This window comes from Shewanella sp. GD03713, assembly GCF_029843705.1.
Taxonomy (GTDB): Bacteria; Pseudomonadota; Gammaproteobacteria; order Enterobacterales; family Shewanellaceae; genus Shewanella.
This window is the reverse complement of record NZ_JAOCIW010000002.1, coordinates 37,792-56,404: the sequence shown is the minus strand read 5'-3', so window position 1 is coordinate 56,404 and position 18,613 is coordinate 37,792. Positions and strand designations below refer to the sequence as shown.

Annotated in this window: 15 protein-coding genes and 3 pseudogenes; 6 read left to right on the top strand and 12 right to left on the bottom strand. The window is 51.1% G+C overall.

Going from position 1 to position 18,613, the window contains the following annotated elements:
• Positions 1-116 precede the first annotated feature (116 nt).
• Both sul1 and N5E87_RS21465 read right to left on the bottom strand, forming a co-directional pair.
• Positions 117-956: a sulfonamide-resistant dihydropteroate synthase Sul1 gene (sul1, locus tag N5E87_RS21470; protein ID WP_000259031.1), complete on the bottom strand. Its 840-nt coding sequence runs from the start codon at positions 954-956 to the stop codon at positions 117-119.
• Entirely contained in the window at positions 950-1,297 is a 348-nt protein-coding gene (locus N5E87_RS21465) for a quaternary ammonium compound efflux SMR transporter QacE delta 1 (protein ID WP_000679427.1), read from the bottom strand. The genes sul1 and N5E87_RS21465 overlap by 7 nt, the downstream gene beginning before the upstream one ends.
• 673 nt (positions 1,298-1,970) lie before the next feature.
• On the opposite strand from N5E87_RS21465, the gene ltrA reads away from it, so the two are divergent.
• Entirely contained in the window at positions 1,971-3,320 is a 1,350-nt protein-coding gene (gene ltrA / locus N5E87_RS21460; RefSeq protein WP_279774597.1) for a group II intron reverse transcriptase/maturase, read from the top strand.
• A gap of 88 nt (positions 3,321-3,408) precedes the next feature.
• Here the strand turns inward: ltrA and N5E87_RS21455 are convergent, their stop codons facing one another.
• The 5 genes from N5E87_RS21455 to N5E87_RS21435 all read right to left on the bottom strand — a co-directional run bounded on the left by N5E87_RS21455 (position 3,409) and on the right by N5E87_RS21435 (position 7,211).
• The gene (locus tag N5E87_RS21455; protein ID WP_023622808.1) at positions 3,409-4,200 is read right to left on the bottom strand and encodes an AadA family aminoglycoside 3''-O-nucleotidyltransferase; all 792 of its coding nucleotides are present in this window, start codon (positions 4,198-4,200) and stop codon (positions 3,409-3,411) included.
• A gap of 453 nt (positions 4,201-4,653) precedes the next feature.
• Positions 4,654-5,127 (bottom strand): trimethoprim-resistant dihydrofolate reductase DfrA1, encoded by a 474-nt coding sequence (dfrA1, locus tag N5E87_RS21450; protein ID WP_023622807.1) that lies wholly within the window; start codon positions 5,125-5,127, stop codon positions 4,654-4,656.
• Between the two features lie 95 nt (positions 5,128-5,222).
• Positions 5,223-5,495 carry a hypothetical protein gene (locus N5E87_RS21445; RefSeq protein WP_023622806.1) on the bottom strand — a complete coding sequence of 91 codons (273 nt, stop codon included), beginning with the start codon at positions 5,493-5,495 and terminating at the stop codon, positions 5,223-5,225.
• A 439-nt stretch (positions 5,496-5,934) separates the two neighbouring features.
• Complete coding sequence (gene catB / locus N5E87_RS21440; protein ID WP_023622804.1) at positions 5,935-6,567, bottom strand: type B chloramphenicol O-acetyltransferase; 633 nt, start codon at positions 6,565-6,567, stop codon at positions 5,935-5,937.
• Between the two features lie 89 nt (positions 6,568-6,656).
• Positions 6,657-7,211, bottom strand: a complete 555-nt coding sequence (locus N5E87_RS21435) for an aminoglycoside N-acetyltransferase AAC(6')-IIa (RefSeq protein WP_023622803.1) — start codon at positions 7,209-7,211, stop codon at positions 6,657-6,659.
• A gap of 161 nt (positions 7,212-7,372) precedes the next feature.
• Between N5E87_RS21435 and intI1 the strand changes: the two are divergent.
• A pseudogene (intI1, locus tag N5E87_RS21430) lies at positions 7,373-8,170 on the top strand (class 1 integron integrase IntI1); the annotation flags it as partial.
• 52 nt (positions 8,171-8,222) lie between these two features.
• On the opposite strand, the gene N5E87_RS21425 reads toward intI1, so the two are convergent.
• The 4 genes and pseudogenes from N5E87_RS21425 to N5E87_RS21410 all read right to left on the bottom strand — a co-directional run bounded on the left by N5E87_RS21425 (position 8,223) and on the right by N5E87_RS21410 (position 12,578).
• Positions 8,223-8,927: an IS6-like element IS26 family transposase gene (locus N5E87_RS21425; protein ID WP_001067855.1), complete on the bottom strand. Its 705-nt coding sequence runs from the start codon at positions 8,925-8,927 to the stop codon at positions 8,223-8,225.
• Between the two features lie 83 nt (positions 8,928-9,010).
• The gene (locus tag N5E87_RS21420) at positions 9,011-9,895 is read right to left on the bottom strand and encodes an Mph(E) family macrolide 2'-phosphotransferase (protein WP_000155092.1); all 885 of its coding nucleotides are present in this window, start codon (positions 9,893-9,895) and stop codon (positions 9,011-9,013) included.
• A gap of 55 nt (positions 9,896-9,950) precedes the next feature.
• A complete protein-coding gene (gene msr(E) / locus N5E87_RS21415; protein WP_000052512.1) occupies positions 9,951-11,426 on the bottom strand; it encodes an ABC-F type ribosomal protection protein Msr(E) in 1,476 nt (491 codons plus the stop codon).
• A gap of 449 nt (positions 11,427-11,875) precedes the next feature.
• Positions 11,876-12,578: pseudogene (locus N5E87_RS21410) on the bottom strand (IS6-like element IS26 family transposase).
• Between the two features lie 65 nt (positions 12,579-12,643).
• Here N5E87_RS21410 and N5E87_RS21405 point away from each other — a divergent pair.
• The 4 genes and pseudogenes from N5E87_RS21405 to N5E87_RS21390 form a co-directional block, all read left to right on the top strand.
• Positions 12,644-12,865: pseudogene (locus tag N5E87_RS21405) on the top strand (tyrosine-type recombinase/integrase); the annotation flags it as partial.
• A gap of 296 nt (positions 12,866-13,161) precedes the next feature.
• Positions 13,162-13,719, top strand: coding sequence for a recombinase family protein (locus tag N5E87_RS21400; protein ID WP_001162012.1), 558 nt, complete (start codon positions 13,162-13,164; stop codon positions 13,717-13,719).
• Between the two features lie 2 nt (positions 13,720-13,721).
• Positions 13,722-16,694 (top strand): Tn3 family transposase, encoded by a 2,973-nt coding sequence (locus tag N5E87_RS21395; protein ID WP_001138073.1) that lies wholly within the window; start codon positions 13,722-13,724, stop codon positions 16,692-16,694.
• Positions 16,695-16,772: 78 nt separating this feature from the next.
• Positions 16,773-17,777: an IS110-like element IS5075 family transposase gene (locus N5E87_RS21390; RefSeq protein WP_000427614.1), complete on the top strand. Its 1,005-nt coding sequence runs from the start codon at positions 16,773-16,775 to the stop codon at positions 17,775-17,777.
• 305 nt (positions 17,778-18,082) lie between these two features.
• On the opposite strand, the gene N5E87_RS21385 is transcribed toward N5E87_RS21390, so the two are convergent.
• A complete protein-coding gene (locus tag N5E87_RS21385; protein ID WP_000553518.1) occupies positions 18,083-18,286 on the bottom strand; it encodes a hypothetical protein in 204 nt (67 codons plus the stop codon).
• Positions 18,287-18,613 lie beyond the last annotated feature (327 nt).

Here is an 18,613-nt window from a genome sequence, read left to right as displayed (position 1 = left end):
CGGTGCGATCTTCAACGCCATCACACAAAACTTTCTTTTTCACGCACAGTCAACTTATTGGATGTTTTATTAACAACCCAAAAGGAGATATTTAGCGGGCGGCCGGAAGGTGAATGCTAGGCATGATCTAACCCTCGGTCTCTGGCGTCGCGACTGCGAAATTTCGCGAGGGTTTCCGAGAAGGTGATTGCGCTTCGCAGATCTCCAGGCGCGTGGGTGCGGACGTAGTCAGCGCCATTGCCGATCGCGTGAAGTTCCGCCGCAAGGCTCGCTGGACCCAGATCCTTTACAGGAAGGCCAACGGTGGCGCCCAAGAAGGATTTCCGCGACACCGAGACCAATAGCGGAAGCCCCAACGCCGACTTCAGCTTTTGAAGGTTCGACAGCACGTGCAGCGATGTTTCCGGTGCGGGGCTCAAGAAAAATCCCATCCCCGGATCGAGGATGAGCCGGTCGGCAGCGACCCCGCTCCGTCGCAAGGCGGAAACCCGCGCCTCGAAGAACCGCACAATCTCGTCGAGCGCGTCTTCGGGTCGAAGGTGACCGGTGCGGGTGGCGATGCCATCCCGCTGCGCTGAGTGCATAACCACCAGCCTGCAGTCCGCCTCAGCAATATCGGGATAGAGCGCAGGGTCAGGAAATCCTTGGATATCGTTCAGGTAGCCCACGCCGCGCTTGAGCGCATAGCGCTGGGTTTCCGGTTGGAAGCTGTCGATTGAAACACGGTGCATCTGATCGGACAGGGCGTCTAAGAGCGGCGCAATACGTCTGATCTCATCGGCCGGCGATACAGGCCTCGCGTCCGGATGGCTGGCGGCCGGTCCGACATCCACGACGTCTGATCCGACTCGCAGCATTTCGATCGCCGCGGTGACAGCGCCGGCGGGGTCTAGCCGCCGGCTCTCATCGAAGAAGGAGTCCTCGGTGAGATTCAGAATGCCGAACACCGTCACCATGGCGTCGGCCTCCGCAGCGACTTCCACGATGGGGATCGGGCGAGCAAAAAGGCAGCAATTATGAGCCCCATACCTACAAAGCCCCACGCATCAAGCTTTTGCCCATGAAGCAACCAGGCAATGGCTGTAATTATGACGACGCCGAGTCCCGACCAGACTGCATAAGCAACACCGACAGGGATGGATTTCAGAACCAGAGAAAGAAAATAAAATGCGATGCCATAACCGATTATGACAACGGCGGAAGGGGCAAGCTTAGTAAAGCCCTCGCTAGATTTTAATGCGGATGTTGCGATTACTTCGCCAACTATTGCGATAACAAGAAAAAGCCAGCCTTTCATGATATATCTCCCAATTTGTGTAGGGCTTATTATGCACGCTTAAAAATAATAAAAGCAGACTTGACCTGATAGTTTGGCTGTGAGCAATTATGTGCTTAGTGCATCTAACGCCGGAGTTAAGCCGCCGCGCGTAGCGCGGTCGGCTTGAACGAATTGTGTACGCCCAGCATGGGCATGAACTAATGAGGTGAAAGTCCTCTGTAGGAAGGTCACCGTTCAATAACATGCTGTTATTAAACGTTAACTACTAGCGAATGGCAAGGGCTTATCCGCGAGGATTGGTCTGAAGGAAGCCGCTAGCAAATTTGCGAGCTGATGAACAAGAACATCATATGAGGCGTAGGCTAGAGGTGAGTTGGCACAAGACGACGAAACCACGTGATCTAATGGCCACCGTAAATGATGCAGCAGTGCAAAGAAAGTTCATGTTCTTATCTGGGGAGATCTGCTTAACACGCGATCGGTCAATAACCAGTAAGGCTCTGGTCTATTAAGTGCCTTGGCTTTTCAATCTCATCGACTGAAAAGAGCGAACCAGATGAAAACCGATAGCGCATGACGGGGTAACTCGGTATGTGATTAAGCAGAAGTCAGCAGACGGCATAGTAGCCCAACGCCCATCGTAATGGTTGGGATATGGTGAAGGCCTGAACATTTAGAAGAAGGAGGAGTCTTGTCAAACTTGTCGATACCCACTACGTCGCCAGACGATTACTATCGGCAGCGTATTGATATGCAACCGGCCTTCAACAGCGATTTATTCCAACAACTACTTCAGCCTGAGAATTTACACCGAGCGTGGCGTCAAGTTAAAGCCAATAAAGGCGCGGCTGGTATCGATGGCATGACCATCGAAGCCTTCCCGCTTTGGGTGCAGCAAGGCGGTTGGCAACAGTGTAAATCTCAACTTGAGTTAGGTGAATATCAACCCTCAGCAGTCAGACGCGTAGAGATCGACAAACCCGATGGCGGTAAACGCAAACTGGGTATCCCTAACGTCATTGATCGTGTGATACAGCAATCAATTGCTCAAATTCTCACGCCGTTGTTTGATCCTTCCTTCTCGGCTAATAGCTTCGGCTTTAGACCGAATAGGAATGCCAAACAAGCAGTCTTGCAAGTCAGGGATATCATCAAACATAAACGCAAATTTGCCGTCGATGTTGATCTGTCCAAGTTCTTTGATCGAGTAAATCATGATCTCTTAATGACTCAGTTAAGGAGCAAGGTACAGGATAAGCGTCTGCTGGCGCTTATTGGTAAATACCTGCGTGCTGGCGTGATGATCAACGACCAATTTGAAGCAAGCTTCGAAGGCGTACCTCAGGGTGGCCCACTCTCACCATTACTATCAAACATCATGTTGGATAGTCTGGATAAAGAGCTGGAAAGCAGAGGGCATCACTTCGCCCGCTACGCGGATGACTTTATCATCTTGGTCAAGTCTCAACGAGCGGGCGAACGTGTCCTCAAGAGTATTACTCGCTATCTTGCCACTAAGCTAAAACTGGTTGTTAACGAACAGAAAAGCCAAGTGGTTAAGGTAGGGCAAAGCAAGTTCCTAGGGTTTACCTTTAACCGCGGAAAGATCCAGTGGCATGTCAAAACACTGCACATCTTCAAACAAAAGATAAGACGACTGACAAACCGCAATTGGGGCGTGAGCATGAGCTATCAATTGTTTAAAGTGCGGCAATACATGCAAGGCTGGATCAACTACTTTGGCATAGCCAACGCTTACCAAGAGTGTGTCGATTTAGACCACTGGATCCGTCGTCGAGTACGTATGTGCTACTGGCGTCAATGGCGAAAGCCACGGACTAAGGTACAAAACTTACTCAAACGTGGCGTCAGGATCCAAGCGGCCGTTGCTTGTGGAATTACAAGCAAAGGGCCGTGGCGAAGCTCGAAAACACCAGGGATACAGCAAGCGCTGAGTAATGAGTATCTCAAGAAAGCAGGTTTATGTTCACTGAGAGATGGATGGATTGCAGTTCATTATCCTAACCAGAAAGTGAGTTAGGCGTTCTAAATGAACCGCCCTGTGCGGAGCCGCATGCAGGGTGGTGTGGGGGCTGGAGGCTAAATACCTCCGGCTACCCGATTAGACATCATTTACCAACTGACTTGATGATCTCGCCTTTCACAAAGCGAATAAATTCTTCCAAGTGATCTGCGCGTGAGGCCAAGTGATCTTCTTTTTGTCCCAGATAAGCTTGCTTAGCTTCAAGTAAGACGGGCTGATACTGGGCAGGTAGGCGTTTTATTGCCCAGTCGGCAGCGACATCCTTCGGCGCGATTTTGCCGGTTATTGCGCTGTACCAAATGCGGGACAACGTAAGCACTACATTTCGCTCATCGCCGGCCCAGTCGGGCTGCGAGTTCCATAGCTTCAAGGTTTCCCTCAGCGCCTCGAATAGATCCTGTTCAGGAACCGGGTCAAAGAATTCCTCCGCTGCCGGACCTACCAAGGCAACGCTATGTTCTCTTGCTTTTGTAAGCAGGATAGCTAGATCAATGTCGATCATGGCTGGCTCGAAGATACCCGCAAGAATGTCATTGCGCTGCCATTCTCCAAATTGCAGCTCGCGCTTAGCCGGATAACGCCACGGGATGATGTCGTCATGCACGACAAGGGTGACTTCTATAGCGCGGAGCGTCTCGCTCTCGCCAGGGAAAGCCGAAGCCTCCATAAGGTCATTGAGCAATGCTCGCCGCGTCGTTTCATCAAGCTTTACGGCCACAGTAACCAACAAATCAATATCGCTGTATGGCTTCAGGCCGCCATCCACTGCGGAGCCGTACAAATGCACGGCCAGCAACGTTGATTCCAGATGGCGCTCAATGACACTAAGCACCTCTAACAGTTGTGTCGAAATTTCGGCGATCACTGCGTCCCTCATGATGTCTAACGCCTTGCTAAACGGCAGGCAAAGCGCAGCTTTGGCTGTCCGGTGGAGGGCCGTAGGCCCGGAACGTATTTGAGCAACTTGTTAGCTGCATGCTTACCGCTGATCTCTTCGTATGTATACAGCATATCTCGCATTTGTGCGCTTTGTTTTTCCTGACTCGGGAGCTACAAGATTGAGCCATATTTCGCCTTTCGAGTTCACTGGCTCTATGGATGAAATTCGCCAAACGCAACCAAAATTCGTATAACTCAAATGGATAAGCATTCCGACACGAAGCTGATTCGAAGGGATACTCTGGCCTACGTTGTGACGCTTTTTATAAAATCCTCTTGCCATAACTACTCCGTTTCTTGGCAGCTAACGCCTGGCACAGCGGATCGCAAACCTGGCGCGGCTTTTGGTACAAAAGGCGTGACAGGTTTGCGAATCCGTTGCTGCCACTTGTTAACCCTTTTGCCAGATTTGGTACCTATAATTTATGTTAGAGGCGAAGTCTTGAGTAAAAACTGGCCTAAAATTGCTGGGGATTTCAGGAAAGTAAACATCACCTTCCGGCTCGATGTCTATTGTAGATATATGTAGTGTATCTACTTGATCGATCAGGCTTTTGTATATCTCCCCACCACCTGAAACAATGACATGATCCGTTATTTTCTTTAGGTTGGTTAAAGCATCTTTAATTGATGGAAAGATCAATACGTTCTCATTGTCAGATGTAAAACTTGAACGTGTTACGACCGCATACTTTCGGTTGGGTAATGCTCCCATTGATTCAAAAGTCTTGCGTCCAACCAACAGCCATTGGTTATAGGTAATAGCTTTAAACAGGAGCTGTTCACCTTTGGCACTCCATGGAATATCAGGGCCATTCCCGATAACTCCATTCTTCGATATAGCTACCATTAGTGATAGTTTCACAATTCTTCCTCAGAGGTTAACGCAAAGCACACGGGCGGAAAAACGCGTTAGCGTTTGACGTCCCAGTGGCCGCAGGCCACGAGTGATGCGCCTTGTTATGTTTTTGAACGCTGCGCATTAGCTTTACTATCTAAAATATTTAATAACTCTTCGTACTTAGGCCCAGAACCAAACTGAGGTAATCCGATAGCCAGAACAACAGCGCCGAATGCTAAATAAACGATAAACTCAGCAACAACCACGCCTGTTGCCATCAAGGTAATACCGCATAGCATGACAACAATGAGCAAAACTCTGAAGAATGTTGCAGCTTTAATCTTTTTCCTAGCACCGGCTATCACTGCCAGTTCTTTGTCACTAAATTCCATAGTTAAACCTTTTTAAAACATAACGCTGCCAGCAAGCGCGACGCTGTTTGGCGTCGCTTGACTGGCCTTGTTAGCAGCCTGCACCTAACTTTCGCGGCTTGCCGCACTGGCAAACCCGAACAACGGCAAGCTGCTTTTAATTTAAAACTAAACCGGTTAACTGCGATACGGCGAGCCGACCGGAACCTGTAAAACTGTTAAGCGAAGCCAAGAAGAACAACGCTACCGCCACAACCGTTTGCAGCAAACCCACAAACTGGCGAACTAAACCTTTTGGCGCTGCCGCTAGGAAAACCAAACGCGAGCAATGCCGAAAAAAGCTACTGACTAAAACCGTTAAAACCCGAAAACCTGCTAACGCCCGGCTTTGGGGCGGACTTGTAGCCGCAAAGCGGCGGAAAGGCCGTCCCAGCCCCGAAGGGGCGACAACAGCCGTTTGTTAGGCACTTGAACGCTGCCAAAAATGGTACAAGCCTGCAATATCAGACGAGCACAAAAGAGGCATTGCTTCTTTAATTTGCTCCAACGGCCAATCCCACCACTTCATATCTAGCAACATTGAAATTTCCTGTTCTGAAAAGCGCTTCTTTATCTCTTTTGCAGGGTTGCCACCAACTATTGTGTATGGCTCTATATCTTTGGTAACCAAAGCCCGGCTGCCAATTACCGCTCCATGGCCAACCTTTACTCCAGGCATAATCATTGCTTCAGAGCCAATCCACACGTCGCTTCCTATGACGGTATCACCTGCCGCCTGGAAAGCATCAACTGATTCCGAAAATGCCGGTTCCTCATTCATATAGAAAAAAGGGAATGATGTAACCCAATCATATCGGTGACCTTGATTTCCAGCCATGATAAAAGATGCACCCGTCCCTATGGAGCAAAAGCTTCCAATTATCAATTTATCAACGTCATCACGATCAGGCAGGAGGTAGCGAGCGCAATCATCAAATGAATGCCCGTGGTAATAGCCTGAATAATAGCTATAACGGCCTACCTTGATATTTGGGTTCTTTACCTGTTCGACGAGAGGTTTTCCCTTAAACGGGCTCTCAAAATAGTTCTTCATATAATTCCGCACCAAAAATCTGCAACAACACCGTTGCCTAACACCTGAATTAAGCCGCGCCGCGAAGCGGCGTCGGCTTGAATGAGTTGTTAGGCAACACCGCGCTTTCTCTCGAAGGCTTGTCGTGTTTGAACCATGTAAACCGCCGGCCCGTCAGGCGTGGTGATGATCTTCTCCCGCACGAATCCTGCCTTCTCATAGCAGCGTATGGCTCGATGGTTGTTCGGAGTCGGGTCGGTCTGAATCTTCGTCACGGTGGGGTCCGAGAACAGTAGTTCAACGAGAGCGCGGACAAGCCTTGTTCCTAGGCCTTTGTTCAACTGTGTCGGGTCAGCCAGAGACTGGTCTATTCCTCGCACTCCTGGATCAGTTTCATCTTCCCACCAGCCATCACCGCTTCCGAGCGCGACGTACGACTGAGCATAGCCGATCGGTTCCTCGCCCAGCATTGCGATGTACGGTGTTACGGACTCTTCCGCCATCGCTCTGGGCAGGTAGTGTTCCAGCACTTCATCAAGAGTCGGTCGCTCTTCGTCACCACCCCACCACTCAACGATGTGCGGCCGGTTGAGCCAATCATGGAGCATCGGCAGGTCGCGCTCGGTCATGAGGCGAAGAGTTATGGGGGGGGTGCTCGCGGACATGAAATGGTCGCTCTGTGCTGCCTAACTTTGTTTTAGGGCGACTGCCCTGCTGCGTAACATCGTTGCTGCTCCATAACATCAAACATCGACCCACGGCGTAACGCGCTTGCTGCTTGGATGCCCGAGGCATAGACTGTACAAAAAAACAGTCATAACAAGCCATGAAAACCGCCACTGCGCCGTTACCACCGCTGCGTTCGGTCAAGGTTCTGGACCAGTTGCGTGAGCGCATACGCTACTTGCATTACAGCTTACCAACCGAACAGGCTTATGTCCACTGGGTTCGTGCCTTCATCCGTTTCCACGGTGTGCGTCACCCGGCAACCTTGGGCAGCAGCGAAGTCGAGGCATTTCTGTCCTGGCTGGCGAACGAGCGCAAGGTTTCGGTCTCCACGCATCGTCAGGCATTGGCGGCCTTGCTGTTCTTCTACGGCAAGGTGCTGTGCACGGATCTGCCCTGGCTTCAGGAGATCGGAAGACCTCGGCCGTCGCGGCGCTTGCCGGTGGTGCTGACCCCGGATGAAGTGGTTCGCATCCTCGGTTTTCTGGAAGGCGAGCATCGTTTGTTCGCCCAGCTTCTGTATGGAACGGGCATGCGGATCAGTGAGGGTTTGCAACTGCGGGTCAAGGATCTGGATTTCGATCACGGCACGATCATCGTGCGGGAGGGCAAGGGCTCCAAGGATCGGGCCTTGATGTTACCCGAGAGCTTGGCACCCAGCCTGCGCGAGCAGCTGTCGCGTGCACGGGCATGGTGGCTGAAGGACCAGGCCGAGGGCCGCAGCGGCGTTGCGCTTCCCGACGCCCTTGAGCGGAAGTATCCGCGCGCCGGGCATTCCTGGCCGTGGTTCTGGGTTTTTGCGCAGCACACGCATTCGACCGATCCACGGAGCGGTGTCGTGCGTCGCCATCACATGTATGACCAGACCTTTCAGCGCGCCTTCAAACGTGCCGTAGAAGGCACTGTTGCAAAGTTAGCGATGAGGCAGCCTTTTGTCTTATTCAAAGGCCTTACATTTCAAAAACTCTGCTTACCAGGCGCATTTCGCCCAGGGGATCACCATAATAAAATGCTGAGGCCTGGCCTTTGCGTAGTGCACGCATCACCTCAATACCTTTGATGGTGGCGTAAGCCGTCTTCATGGATTTAAATCCCAGCGTGGCGCCGATTATCCGTTTCAGTTTGCCATGATCGCATTCAATCACGTTGTTCCGGTACTTAATCTGTCGGTGTTCAACGTCAGACGGGCACCGGCCTTCGCGTTTGAGCAGAGCAAGCGCGCGACCATAGGCGGGCGCTTTATCCGTGTTGATGAATCGCGGGATCTGCCACTTCTTCACGTTGTTGAGGATTTTACCCAGAAACCGGTATGCAGCTTTGCTGTTACGACGGGAGGAGAGATAAAAATCGACAGTGCGGCCCCGGCTGTCGACGGCCCGGTACAGATACGCCCAGCGGCCATTGACCTTCACGTAGGTTTCATCCATGTGCCACGGGCAAAGATCGGAAGGGTTACGCCAGTACCAGCGCAGCCGTTTTTCCATTTCAGGCGCATAACGCTGAACCCAGCGGTAAATCGTGGAGTGATCGACATTCACTCCGCGTTCAGCCAGCATCTCCTGCAGCTCACGGTAACTGATGCCGTATTTGCAGTACCAGCGTACGGCCCACAGAATGATGTCACGCTGAAAATGCCGGCCTTTGAATGGGTTCATGTGCAGCTCCATCAGCAAAAGGGGATGATAAGTTTATCACCACCGACTATTTGCAACAGTGCCTCAGCAATCATATTTTTAAATTATATAACTCCCAACTGAGCTTTTGCTCCAACGATAAGGCTTTCATTTTGAGTTTCTAAGGCAAATAAACCATACATCAAAGGAGAGGCCGCTGCTCTTTCTAAAGTCTGTTCATATAGTTTATTCCAAACTTTACCCCCTAGTTTTTCATACTCGATGATTAGAGTTTTGAGGCTTTCTTCTCCAAACAAAGTTACATGCCCAGCAAAATCAATCGCTGGGTCATCTATATGGGCTGTTGACCAATCAATAACGCCTGAAACAGCTCCATCCTTTGAAGCTAGTACATGCCCAGCATATAAATCGCCATGTATAAATTGGGTGAAATCTGCCCATAGAACATCATTATCCAACCATTTTCTGTAGCGGGTTTCCAATTGCTCACTTATACCAATTTCAGATTTTACTAACTGCAAATTGTTTGCTATTTCAGGTCTTAAATCTGAAGGTTTCATAATTTTCAAATCATTTTCCCGAACTTCTTTTTCAGGAATACTATGGATTTCAAATAAGGTTTTTGCCAAAGATGTTATGTATTTCGGGCTATCTTTGTCCATATTCCAAATTATTTCATAGGTTTCAGCATCCAAATTTAAAACAGGATTATCTTTAAGTATGGGATAAGCCACTAATTCTGTAGATGAAATTCTCCAATCAGGAACCTCTACAGAAAGATGTTTTTTTACCAATTCTAAAATGCGTTTTTCTTTCTTGATTTGTTCCCTCATGCCATCACGACGAGGAATACGCAGCAACCATTGTTGCCCCTTTGTATCAAGAGCAAAAACGACCTTAAAATCAATGCCCATTTCATTGAAATTCATTTTGTCCGTAAGCAACAAGCCGTGTGCTTCAGCAAGTGATTGAATATCTTGAATTGTCATTTTTAATTTCCTTTAAAGAGTTCAATAATTAATGTTCGGATTAGATTGGCTATCATTAACAATCTCTCTCAAAAGTCTTGATGATTTTGTGGTCTTTGATCTCGTAGATAATGTCAGCAATATTATCGACCAATTGCTTGTCATGAGATACGAAGATAATAGTTCCTGCATAGGACTTCATCATTGTTTCTAATGCGGCAATACTTTTTAGGTCAAGATAGTTTCCTGGTTCATCCATAAGCAAAATATTATATTTTCCTAAAAGCATTTTGGATAAAAGCAGTTTGATGATTTCACCTCCCGATAAGTCGGATAAGTTTTTTTGAATATCATTCGCTCCGATCCCCATTGAAGCCAATACTGCACGAATTTCCGCAACTGTGTACTCGCACTCTTCCTGCATAAAGGAGAGCACAGATTTATGCGTGTTAAATTTATATCCTGTTTGTGTAAAGTAGCCAATTTCAGCTTTTGGAGATATGGTTAATCCATCAGCACGTTCTGATATCATTTTTAACAAGGACGTTTTCCCTGTTCCATTCGATCCAGTTATAGCGACTTTAGCGCCAAGCGGTATTATAAAGTTAGCGTCATCAAAGATAGTACGGCTACCAAATTTTAAGCTCAGACCATCTGCCGTAATCGGGAACTTATTGTGCAGTTCTAGGGCTGAACTTTGACGAAAACGAATAGAACGCAAATGCTCTGGTGCTTGAATATCTTCTAATGCAGCCAAACGCTTTTCCATACTCTTAGCTGCCTGATACAGTTTTCTTTGCTTGGTGCCAGTCATTTTTGCATGCCCAAGTCGTCCAGCACTTTCGGTAGAGTTTTTGGATTTTTCTCCTTTTTTCTTATTGTCTAATCGATTAGCTTGCTGGCGTTTTTCTTGCACAGCAGATTCTAATCGCTCCCGTTCCTTCATCATCAGCTCATATTCTACGGCTTGGTGTTGTCGCTCTTCTTCTTTTTGACGCAAGTAATCCGAGTAACCACCCCAATATTCCGTAATTTTACCGTCTTTTAACTCCCATATCTTGTCTACAACCATATCAAGAAAATATCGGTCATGACTGATAACAAGTAATGCTCCATCAAATGCTTTAAGTTGACCAATAAGTAGATCTATTCCATTGAGATCAAGGTGGCTGGTTGGTTCATCCGCTAGAATGCCATGTACTTGTTGGGAAAATGCGGCAGCAATTTTTGCACGAGTTTCCTCTCCGCCACTCATTGTGTCGTTTTGTACATTGGAAACACCAAGGCGAGATAACATTGCCCGGTCTTCGACCGTTTCTATTTCGATTCCGCCCAGTTGGCTGATATGTGCAAAATCACCAAAACGCTGTAATGTCGCTTCGGCTAAAACAATTTCGCCATTAAGTACTTTGAGTAAACTACTCTTTCCTGCTCCGTTATCACCCACAAGACCAATACGGTCATAAGAGTGAATTTCCAATTCATCAATATCCAAAACATCACGCCCAGCATAATCCAAGCGTATGTTTCTCGCTTTAATAATTAAACTCATTTTTATTTACTCCTGTTTAGCTCTTGAAATTTTTTATGCAGCAAACAGGATTTAGGTGAAAACAAAAGCTAGCATCACAGTGTCCTCCCAAAAAAAAAGCTATTCATCCACAGGGTGGACAAATAGCTAGTCAATTAAGTTATAACTGGAAACTATGCACTAAAAGCATACTTATAAATTAAGCATACTTTTACTTTATATATCCGCATATATTCTTAAAGACACAACAAAAGCCCACCATTATAAAATAGTGTCACTATGCAAATAGTTGTGTCTTAACGAATGCGGATAGAATGCATAAACTTACCTAAAAAATAAAATTCAGTTTTATGATAACTTTACTGTTAAAAGAAGTCTAGACAACCTTGTTTTATGCTTGGATATAAGGCTTATTTTAGGCACTGTTGCAAAGTTAGCGATGAGGCAGCCTTTTGTCTTATTCAAAGGCCTTACATTTCAAAAACTCTGCTTACCAGGCGCATTTCGCCCAGGGGATCACCATAATAAAATGCTGAGGCCTGGCCTTTGCGTAGTGCACGCATCACCTCAATACCTTTGATGGTGGCGTAAGCCGTCTTCATGGATTTAAATCCCAGCGTGGCGCCGATTATCCGTTTCAGTTTGCCATGATCGCATTCAATCACGTTGTTCCGGTACTTAATCTGTCGGTGTTCAACGTCAGACGGGCACCGGCCTTCGCGTTTGAGCAGAGCAAGCGCGCGACCATAGGCGGGCGCTTTATCCGTGTTGATGAATCGCGGGATCTGCCACTTCTTCACGTTGTTGAGGATTTTACCCAGAAACCGGTATGCAGCTTTGCTGTTACGACGGAGGAGAGATAAAAATCGACAGTGCGGCCCCGGCTGTCGACGGCCCGGTACAGATACGCCCAGCGGCCATTGACCTTCACGTAGGTTTCATCCATGTGCCACGGGCAAAGATCGGAAGGTTACGCCAGTACCAGCGCAGCCGTTTTTCCATTTCAGGCGCATAACGCTGAACCCAGCGGTAAATCGTGGAGTGATCGACATTCACTCCGCGTTCAGCCAGCATCTCCTGCAGCTCACGGTAACTGATGCCGTATTTGCAGTACCAGCGTACGGCCCACAGAATGATGTCACGCTGAAAATGCCGGCCTTTGAATGGGTTCATGTGCAGCTCCATCAGCAAAAGGGGATGATAAGTTTATCACCACCGACTATTTGCAACAGTGCCCCGTAGAACAAGCAGGCATCACGAAGCCCGCCACACCGCACACCCTCCGCCACTCGTTCGCGACGGCCTTGCTCCGCAGCGGTTACGACATTCGAACCGTGCAGGATCTGCTCGGCCATTCCGACGTCTCTACGACGATGATTTACACGCATGTGCTGAAAGTTGGCGGTGCCGGAGTGCGCTCACCGCTTGATGCGCTGCCGCCCCTCACTAGTGAGAGGTAGGGCAGCGCAAGTCAATCCTGGCGGATTCACTACCCCTGCGCGAAGGCCATCGGTGCCGCATCGAACGGCCGGTTGCGGAAAGTCCTCCCTGCGTCCGCTGATGGCCGGCAGCAGCCCGTCGTTGCCTGATGGATCCAACCCCTCCGCTGCTATAGTGCAGTCGGCTTCTGACGTTCAGTGCAGCCGTCTTCTGAAAACGACAAACGATGTCAGAATAGAGTTAAATTTCCTATTGATTGACATATTCCGTCAAAGGTAATAGATTTCATCCTGACACTTTTGCCTTTGGAGGCATCTTGCAAGGTCAACGCATCGGCTATGTCCGCGTCAGCAGCTTCGACCAGAACCCGGAACGGCAATTGGAGGGTGTTCAGGTGGCGCGGGTGTTCACCGACAAGGCTTCTGGCAAGGACACCCAGCGTCCCGAGCTGGAAAGGCTGCTGGCCTTCGTCCGCGAGGGCGACACCGTGGTGGTGCATAGCATGGACAGGCTGGCACGCAACCTTGATGACCTGCGCCGCATCGTCCAAGGGCTGACACAACGGGGCGTGCGCATGGAGTTCGTCAAAGAAGGGCTGAAGTTCACCGGCGAGGACTCACCGATGGCCAATCTGATGCTGTCGGTCATGGGAGCCTTCGCTGAGTTCGAGCGCGCCCTGATCCGCGAACGTCAGCGCGAGGGAATCGTGCTGGCCAAGCAGCGCGGTGCCTACCGGGGACGAAAGAAATCGCTGAACAGCGAACAAATTGCCGAGTTGAAACGGCGAGTTGCGGCAGGCGACCAAAAAACCTTGGTGGCCCGTGACTTCGGCATCAGCCGCGAAACCTTGTACCAGTACCTGCGGGAAGACTGACCATGCCACGCCGCTCAATCCTGTCCGCCACCGAGCGCGAAAGCCTGCTGGCACTGCCAGATGCCAAAGACGAACTGATACGGCACTACACGTTCAACGAAACCGACCTGTCGGTGATCCGTCAGCGTCGCGGCGCCGCGAATCGATTGGGCTTCGCTGTGCAGCTTTGCTACTTGCGATTCCCTGGCACCTTTTTGGGCGTCGATGAGCCTCCGTTTCCGCCCCTGTTGCGCATGGTGGCCGCGCAACTCAAGATGCCAGTGGAAAGTTGGAGCGAGTACGGCCAGCGCGAACAGACACGGCGGGAGCACTTGGTCGAGCTGCAAACGGTTTTTGGGTTCAAGCCCTTCACCATGAGCCACTATCGGCAAGCCGTGCATACATTGACCGAGCTGGCCTTGCAGACCGACAAAGGCATCGTGCTGGCGAGCGCACTTGTCGAGAATCTGCGGCGGCAGAGCATTATCCTGCCCGCCATGAATGCCATCGAGCGCGCAAGCGCCGAGGCCATCACCCGTGCCAACCGACGCATTTACGCGGCGCTGACCGATTCTTTGTTATCACCCCACCGTCAGCGCCTGGACGAACTTCTCAAGCGCAAGGACGGCAGTAAAGTGACGTGGCTGGCATGGCTGCGCCAGTCGCCTGCCAAACCGAACTCTCGCCACATGCTCGAACATATTGAGCGCCTGAAATCCTGGCAAGCACTTGATCTGCCCGCAGGCATCGAGCGGCAGGTTCACCAGAACCGCCTGCTCAAAATCGCTCGTGAAGGTGGCCAGATGACGCCTGCTGATCTGGCAAAGTTCGAGGTGCAACGACGCTATGCCACGCTGGTAGCGCTGGCCATCGAAGGCATGGCCACCGTCACCGATGAAATCATCGACCTTCACGATCGCATCATCGGCAAGCTGTTCAACGCGGCCAAGAACAAGCATCAGCAGCAGTTCCAGGCTTCCGGCAAGGCGATCAACGACAAGGTGCGGATGTATGGGCGCATCGGTCAAGCGTTGATTGAGGCCAAGCAAAGCGGCAGCGATCCGTTCGCCGCCATCGAGGCCGTTATGCCCTGGGACACCTTCGCCGCCAGCGTCACCGAAGCGCAAACATTGGCGCGGCCTGCCGACTTTGATTTCCTGCACCACATCGGTGAAAGCTATGCCACGCTACGCCGCTACGCGCCGCAGTTCCTGGGCGTGCTCAAATTGCGGGCTGCGCCCGCCGCCAAGGGTGTGCTCGATGCCATCGACATGCTGCGCGGCATGAACAGCGACAGCGCGCGCAAGGTGCCCGCCGATGCGCCAACCGCATTCATCAAGCCGCGCTGGGCAAAGCTGGTTCTGACCGACGACGGCATCGACCGGCGTTACTACGAGTTATGCGCCCTGTCGGAGCTGAAGAACGCGCTGCGCTCCGGTGATGTCTGGGTGCAGGGTTCTCGCCAGTTCAAGGACTTCGACGAATACCTGGTGCCGGTCGAGAAGTTCGCCACTTTGAAGCTGGCCAGCGAATTGCCGCTGGCAGTGGCCACCGACTGCGACCAATACCTGCATGACCGGTTGGAATTGTTGGAGGCGCAACTCGCCACAGTCAACCGCATGGCTGCGGCCAACGACTTACCGGATGCCATCATCACCACCGCGTCAGGCCTGAAGATCACGCCGCTGGACGCGGCAGTACCAGACGCCGCGCAAGCCATGATCGACCAGACAGCTATGCTGCTGCCGCACCTCAAAATCACCGAGTTGCTGATGGAGGTCGATGAATGGACGGGCTTCACCCGCCACTTCACACACCTGAAGACCAGCGACACGGCCAAGGACAAAACCTTGCTGTTGACGACGATCCTGGCCGACGCGATCAACCTGGGTCTGACCAAAATGGCCGAGTCCTGCCCTGGCACCACCTACGCCAAGCTGTCTTGGCTGCAAGCCTGGCACATCCGCGATGAAACCTATTCGACGGCGCTGGCCGAGCTGGTGAATGCGCAGTTTCGGCAACCCTTCGCCGGCAACTGGGGTGACGGCACCACGTCATCGTCGGACGGCCAGAACTTCAGAACCGGCAGCAAAGCAGAAAGCACTGGTCATATCAACCCGAAGTATGGAAGCAGTCCAGGACGGACTTTCTACACCCATATCTCCGACCAGTACGCGCCCTTCAGTGCCAAGGTGGTCAACGTGGGCATTCGTGATTCAACTTACGTGCTTGATGGCCTGCTGTACCACGAGTCGGACTTGCGCATCGAGGAACACTACACCGACACGGCAGGCTTCACCGATCACGTGTTTGGCTTGATGCATTTGCTGGGATTTCGCTTCGCGCCGCGTATCCGTGACTTGGGCGAAACCAAGCTATTCATCCCCAAGGGCGATGCCGCCTATGACGCGCTCAAGCCGATGATTAGCAGCGACAGGCTGAACATCAAGCAAATACGCGCCCATTGGGATGAAATTCTGCGGCTGGCCACCTCCATCAAGCAAGGCACGGTAACGGCTTCGCTGATGCTGCGCAAACTCGGCAGCTACCCGCGCCAGAACGGCTTGGCCGTGGCGTTGCGCGAGCTGGGGCGCATCGAGCGCACGCTGTTCATTTTGGATTGGCTGCAAAGCGTGGAGCTGCGCCGCCGCGTCCATGCGGGGCTGAATAAGGGCGAGGCGCGCAACGCGCTGGCCAGGGCGGTCTTCTTCTACCGATTGGGTGAAATCCGCGACCGCAGTTTTGAGCAGCAGCGCTACCGGGCCAGCGGCCTCAATCTGGTGACGGCGGCCATCGTGTTGTGGAACACGGTATATCTGGAGCGTGCCACCAGTGCTTTGCGTGGCAACGGCACGGCGCTGGACGACACATTGTTGCAATATCTGTCGCCGCTGGGGTGGGAGCACATCAACCTGACCGGCGATTACCTATGGCGCAGCAGCGCCAAGGTCGGTGCGGGGAAGTTTAGGCCATTGCGACCGCTGCCACCGGCTTAGCGTGCTTTATTTAATGAGATGGTCACTCCCTCCTTCCCAGTACTATGCTGAGGACAGGCTTTCATTCGGAGAACCATCATGGAAAACATTGCGCTTATTGGTATCGATCTGGGTAAGAACTCTTTCCATATTCATTGTCAGGATCATCGTGGGAAGGCCGTTTACCGTAAAAAATTCACCCGACCAAAGCTAATCGAATTTCTGGCGACATGCCCGGCAACAACCATCGCGATGGAAGCCTGTGGCGGTTCTCACTTTATGGCACGCAAGCTGGCAGAGTTAGGGCATTTTCCAAAGCTGATATCACCGCAATTTGTCCGCCCATTCGTTAAAAGCAACAAAAATGACTTCGTTGATGCTGAAGCTATCTGTGAAGCAGCATCACGTCCATCTATGCGTTTCGTGCAGCCCAGAACCGAATCTCAGCAGGCAATGCGAGCTCTGCATCGTGTCCGTGAATCCCTGGTTCAGGATAAGGTGAAAACAACTAATCAGATGCATGCTTTTCTGCTGGAATTTGGTATCAGCGTTCCGCGAGGTGCTGCCGTTATTAGTCGACTGAGTACCCTTCTTGAGGACAGTAGTTTGCCTCTTTATCTCAGCCAGTTACTGCTGAAATTACAACAGCATTATCACTATCTTGTTGAGCAGATTAAAGATCTGGAATCTCAGTTGAAACGAAAGTTGGACGAAGATGAGGTTGGACAGCGCTTGCTGAGTATTCCCTGCGTTGGAACGCTGACTGCCAGTACTATTTCAACTGAGATTGGCGACGGGAAGCAGTACGCCAGCAGCCGTGACTTTGCGGCGGCAACAGGGCTGGTACCCCGACAGTACAGCACGGGAGGTCGGACGACATTGTTAGGGATTAGCAAGCGGGGCAACAAAAAGATCCGAACTTTGTTGGTTCAGTGTGCCAGGGTATTCATACAAAAACTGGAACACCAGTCTGGCAAGTTGGCCGACTGGGTCAGGGAGTTGTTGTGTCGGAAAAGCAACTTTGTCGTCACCTGTGCTCTGGCAAACAAGCTGGCCAGAATAGCCTGGGCACTGACGGCGCGACAGCAAACTTACGAAGCATAAAGGCAGAAATACACCAGTTTAAACAATCATTCATCTGGTTTTGCGAATACTGATATTGATGATACTAACGGCCCACCGGCCTGTTGAGGAACCTGTAAAACGGAAAGGCTCATTGAAGCCGTATATTTTCTGGAGGTTCATCAGGCGCGGAACTCATCGAGGCGCGGGAATAAAATCCCATTCAGACGCCGGATAGATTCAAGCAAGCCAACTTGTCGTCAAAATCGGTGTTGCAAAAACGGGAGTGACCATAGATTCCGTTTTCTCTATTCGCCCCTTTGTTGAGATATGACCCGCTCCCCGGATCATGGCTTGGCCTTCTTCGCGACCCTGGCTACTGCACGGGCCGCCTTGAGGCACTCATCGAACACTTTCCCCTTTGCGAAGCTGGGTGTTCGGTCGAAAAAGAAGGTGGCTTCTTTCACCCCCAGCGAGACCGCATGAGGGGGAAATTCCTCCTTCTCCAGCGTTGCCTTGATGTGCTTGGCAATGAACTCGCGTGGGTGCATGGATGCCTCCGTTCTTCCAGAAACTGGTCTCATCACACAAACGACAGGCAATAGGAGTCCGTGACCCGCTGTCGGGCCGCTATCGCTTGTGGGATAAAGGCCCCGTTGACGGGGCCAGGAGAGAGCTGTAACCACATGCATTGCACCTGTGGTGGTGGCTTGAGCACTTCACAGTGAGTCAGCCGTTCTTGCTGTCGGTACCGGTGCGCCCTCACGGGCAGACCTACCATTCGAAACGGTCGCCTCTCGGCGAGGGCCTGGGTGGCGCTTCACAGCGGGACCAGGCATCCGCTTAACCCTGCGGTGGGAGATGTGATCACCTCCTTG

Bases quoted from the DNA above. Each gene is read 5' to 3' on its own strand.
- sul1 (WP_000259031.1), bottom strand. From the start codon at position 956: ATGGTGACGGTGTTCGGCATTCTGAATCTCACCGAGGACTCCTTCTTC.
- N5E87_RS21455 (WP_023622808.1), bottom strand. From the start codon at position 4,200: ATGAGGGACGCAGTGATCGCCGAAATTTCGACACAACTGTTAGAGGTG.
- N5E87_RS21425 (WP_001067855.1), bottom strand. From the start codon at position 8,927: ATGAACCCATTCAAAGGCCGGCATTTTCAGCGTGACATCATTCTGTGG.
- N5E87_RS21390 (WP_000427614.1), top strand. From the start codon at position 16,773: ATGGAAAACATTGCGCTTATTGGTATCGATCTGGGTAAGAACTCTTTC.
- N5E87_RS21420 (WP_000155092.1), bottom strand. From the start codon at position 9,895: ATGACAATTCAAGATATTCAATCACTTGCTGAAGCACACGGCTTGTTG.
- N5E87_RS21395 (WP_001138073.1), top strand. From the start codon at position 13,722: ATGCCACGCCGCTCAATCCTGTCCGCCACCGAGCGCGAAAGCCTGCTG.
- catB (WP_023622804.1), bottom strand. From the start codon at position 6,567: ATGAAGAACTATTTTGAGAGCCCGTTTAAGGGAAAACCTCTCGTCGAA.
- N5E87_RS21445 (WP_023622806.1), bottom strand. From the start codon at position 5,495: ATGGAATTTAGTGACAAAGAACTGGCAGTGATAGCCGGTGCTAGGAAA.
- N5E87_RS21385 (WP_000553518.1), bottom strand. From the start codon at position 18,286: ATGCACCCACGCGAGTTCATTGCCAAGCACATCAAGGCAACGCTGGAG.
- N5E87_RS21435 (WP_023622803.1), bottom strand. From the start codon at position 7,211: ATGTCCGCGAGCACCCCCCCCATAACTCTTCGCCTCATGACCGAGCGC.
- N5E87_RS21465 (WP_000679427.1), bottom strand. From the start codon at position 1,297: ATGAAAGGCTGGCTTTTTCTTGTTATCGCAATAGTTGGCGAAGTAATC.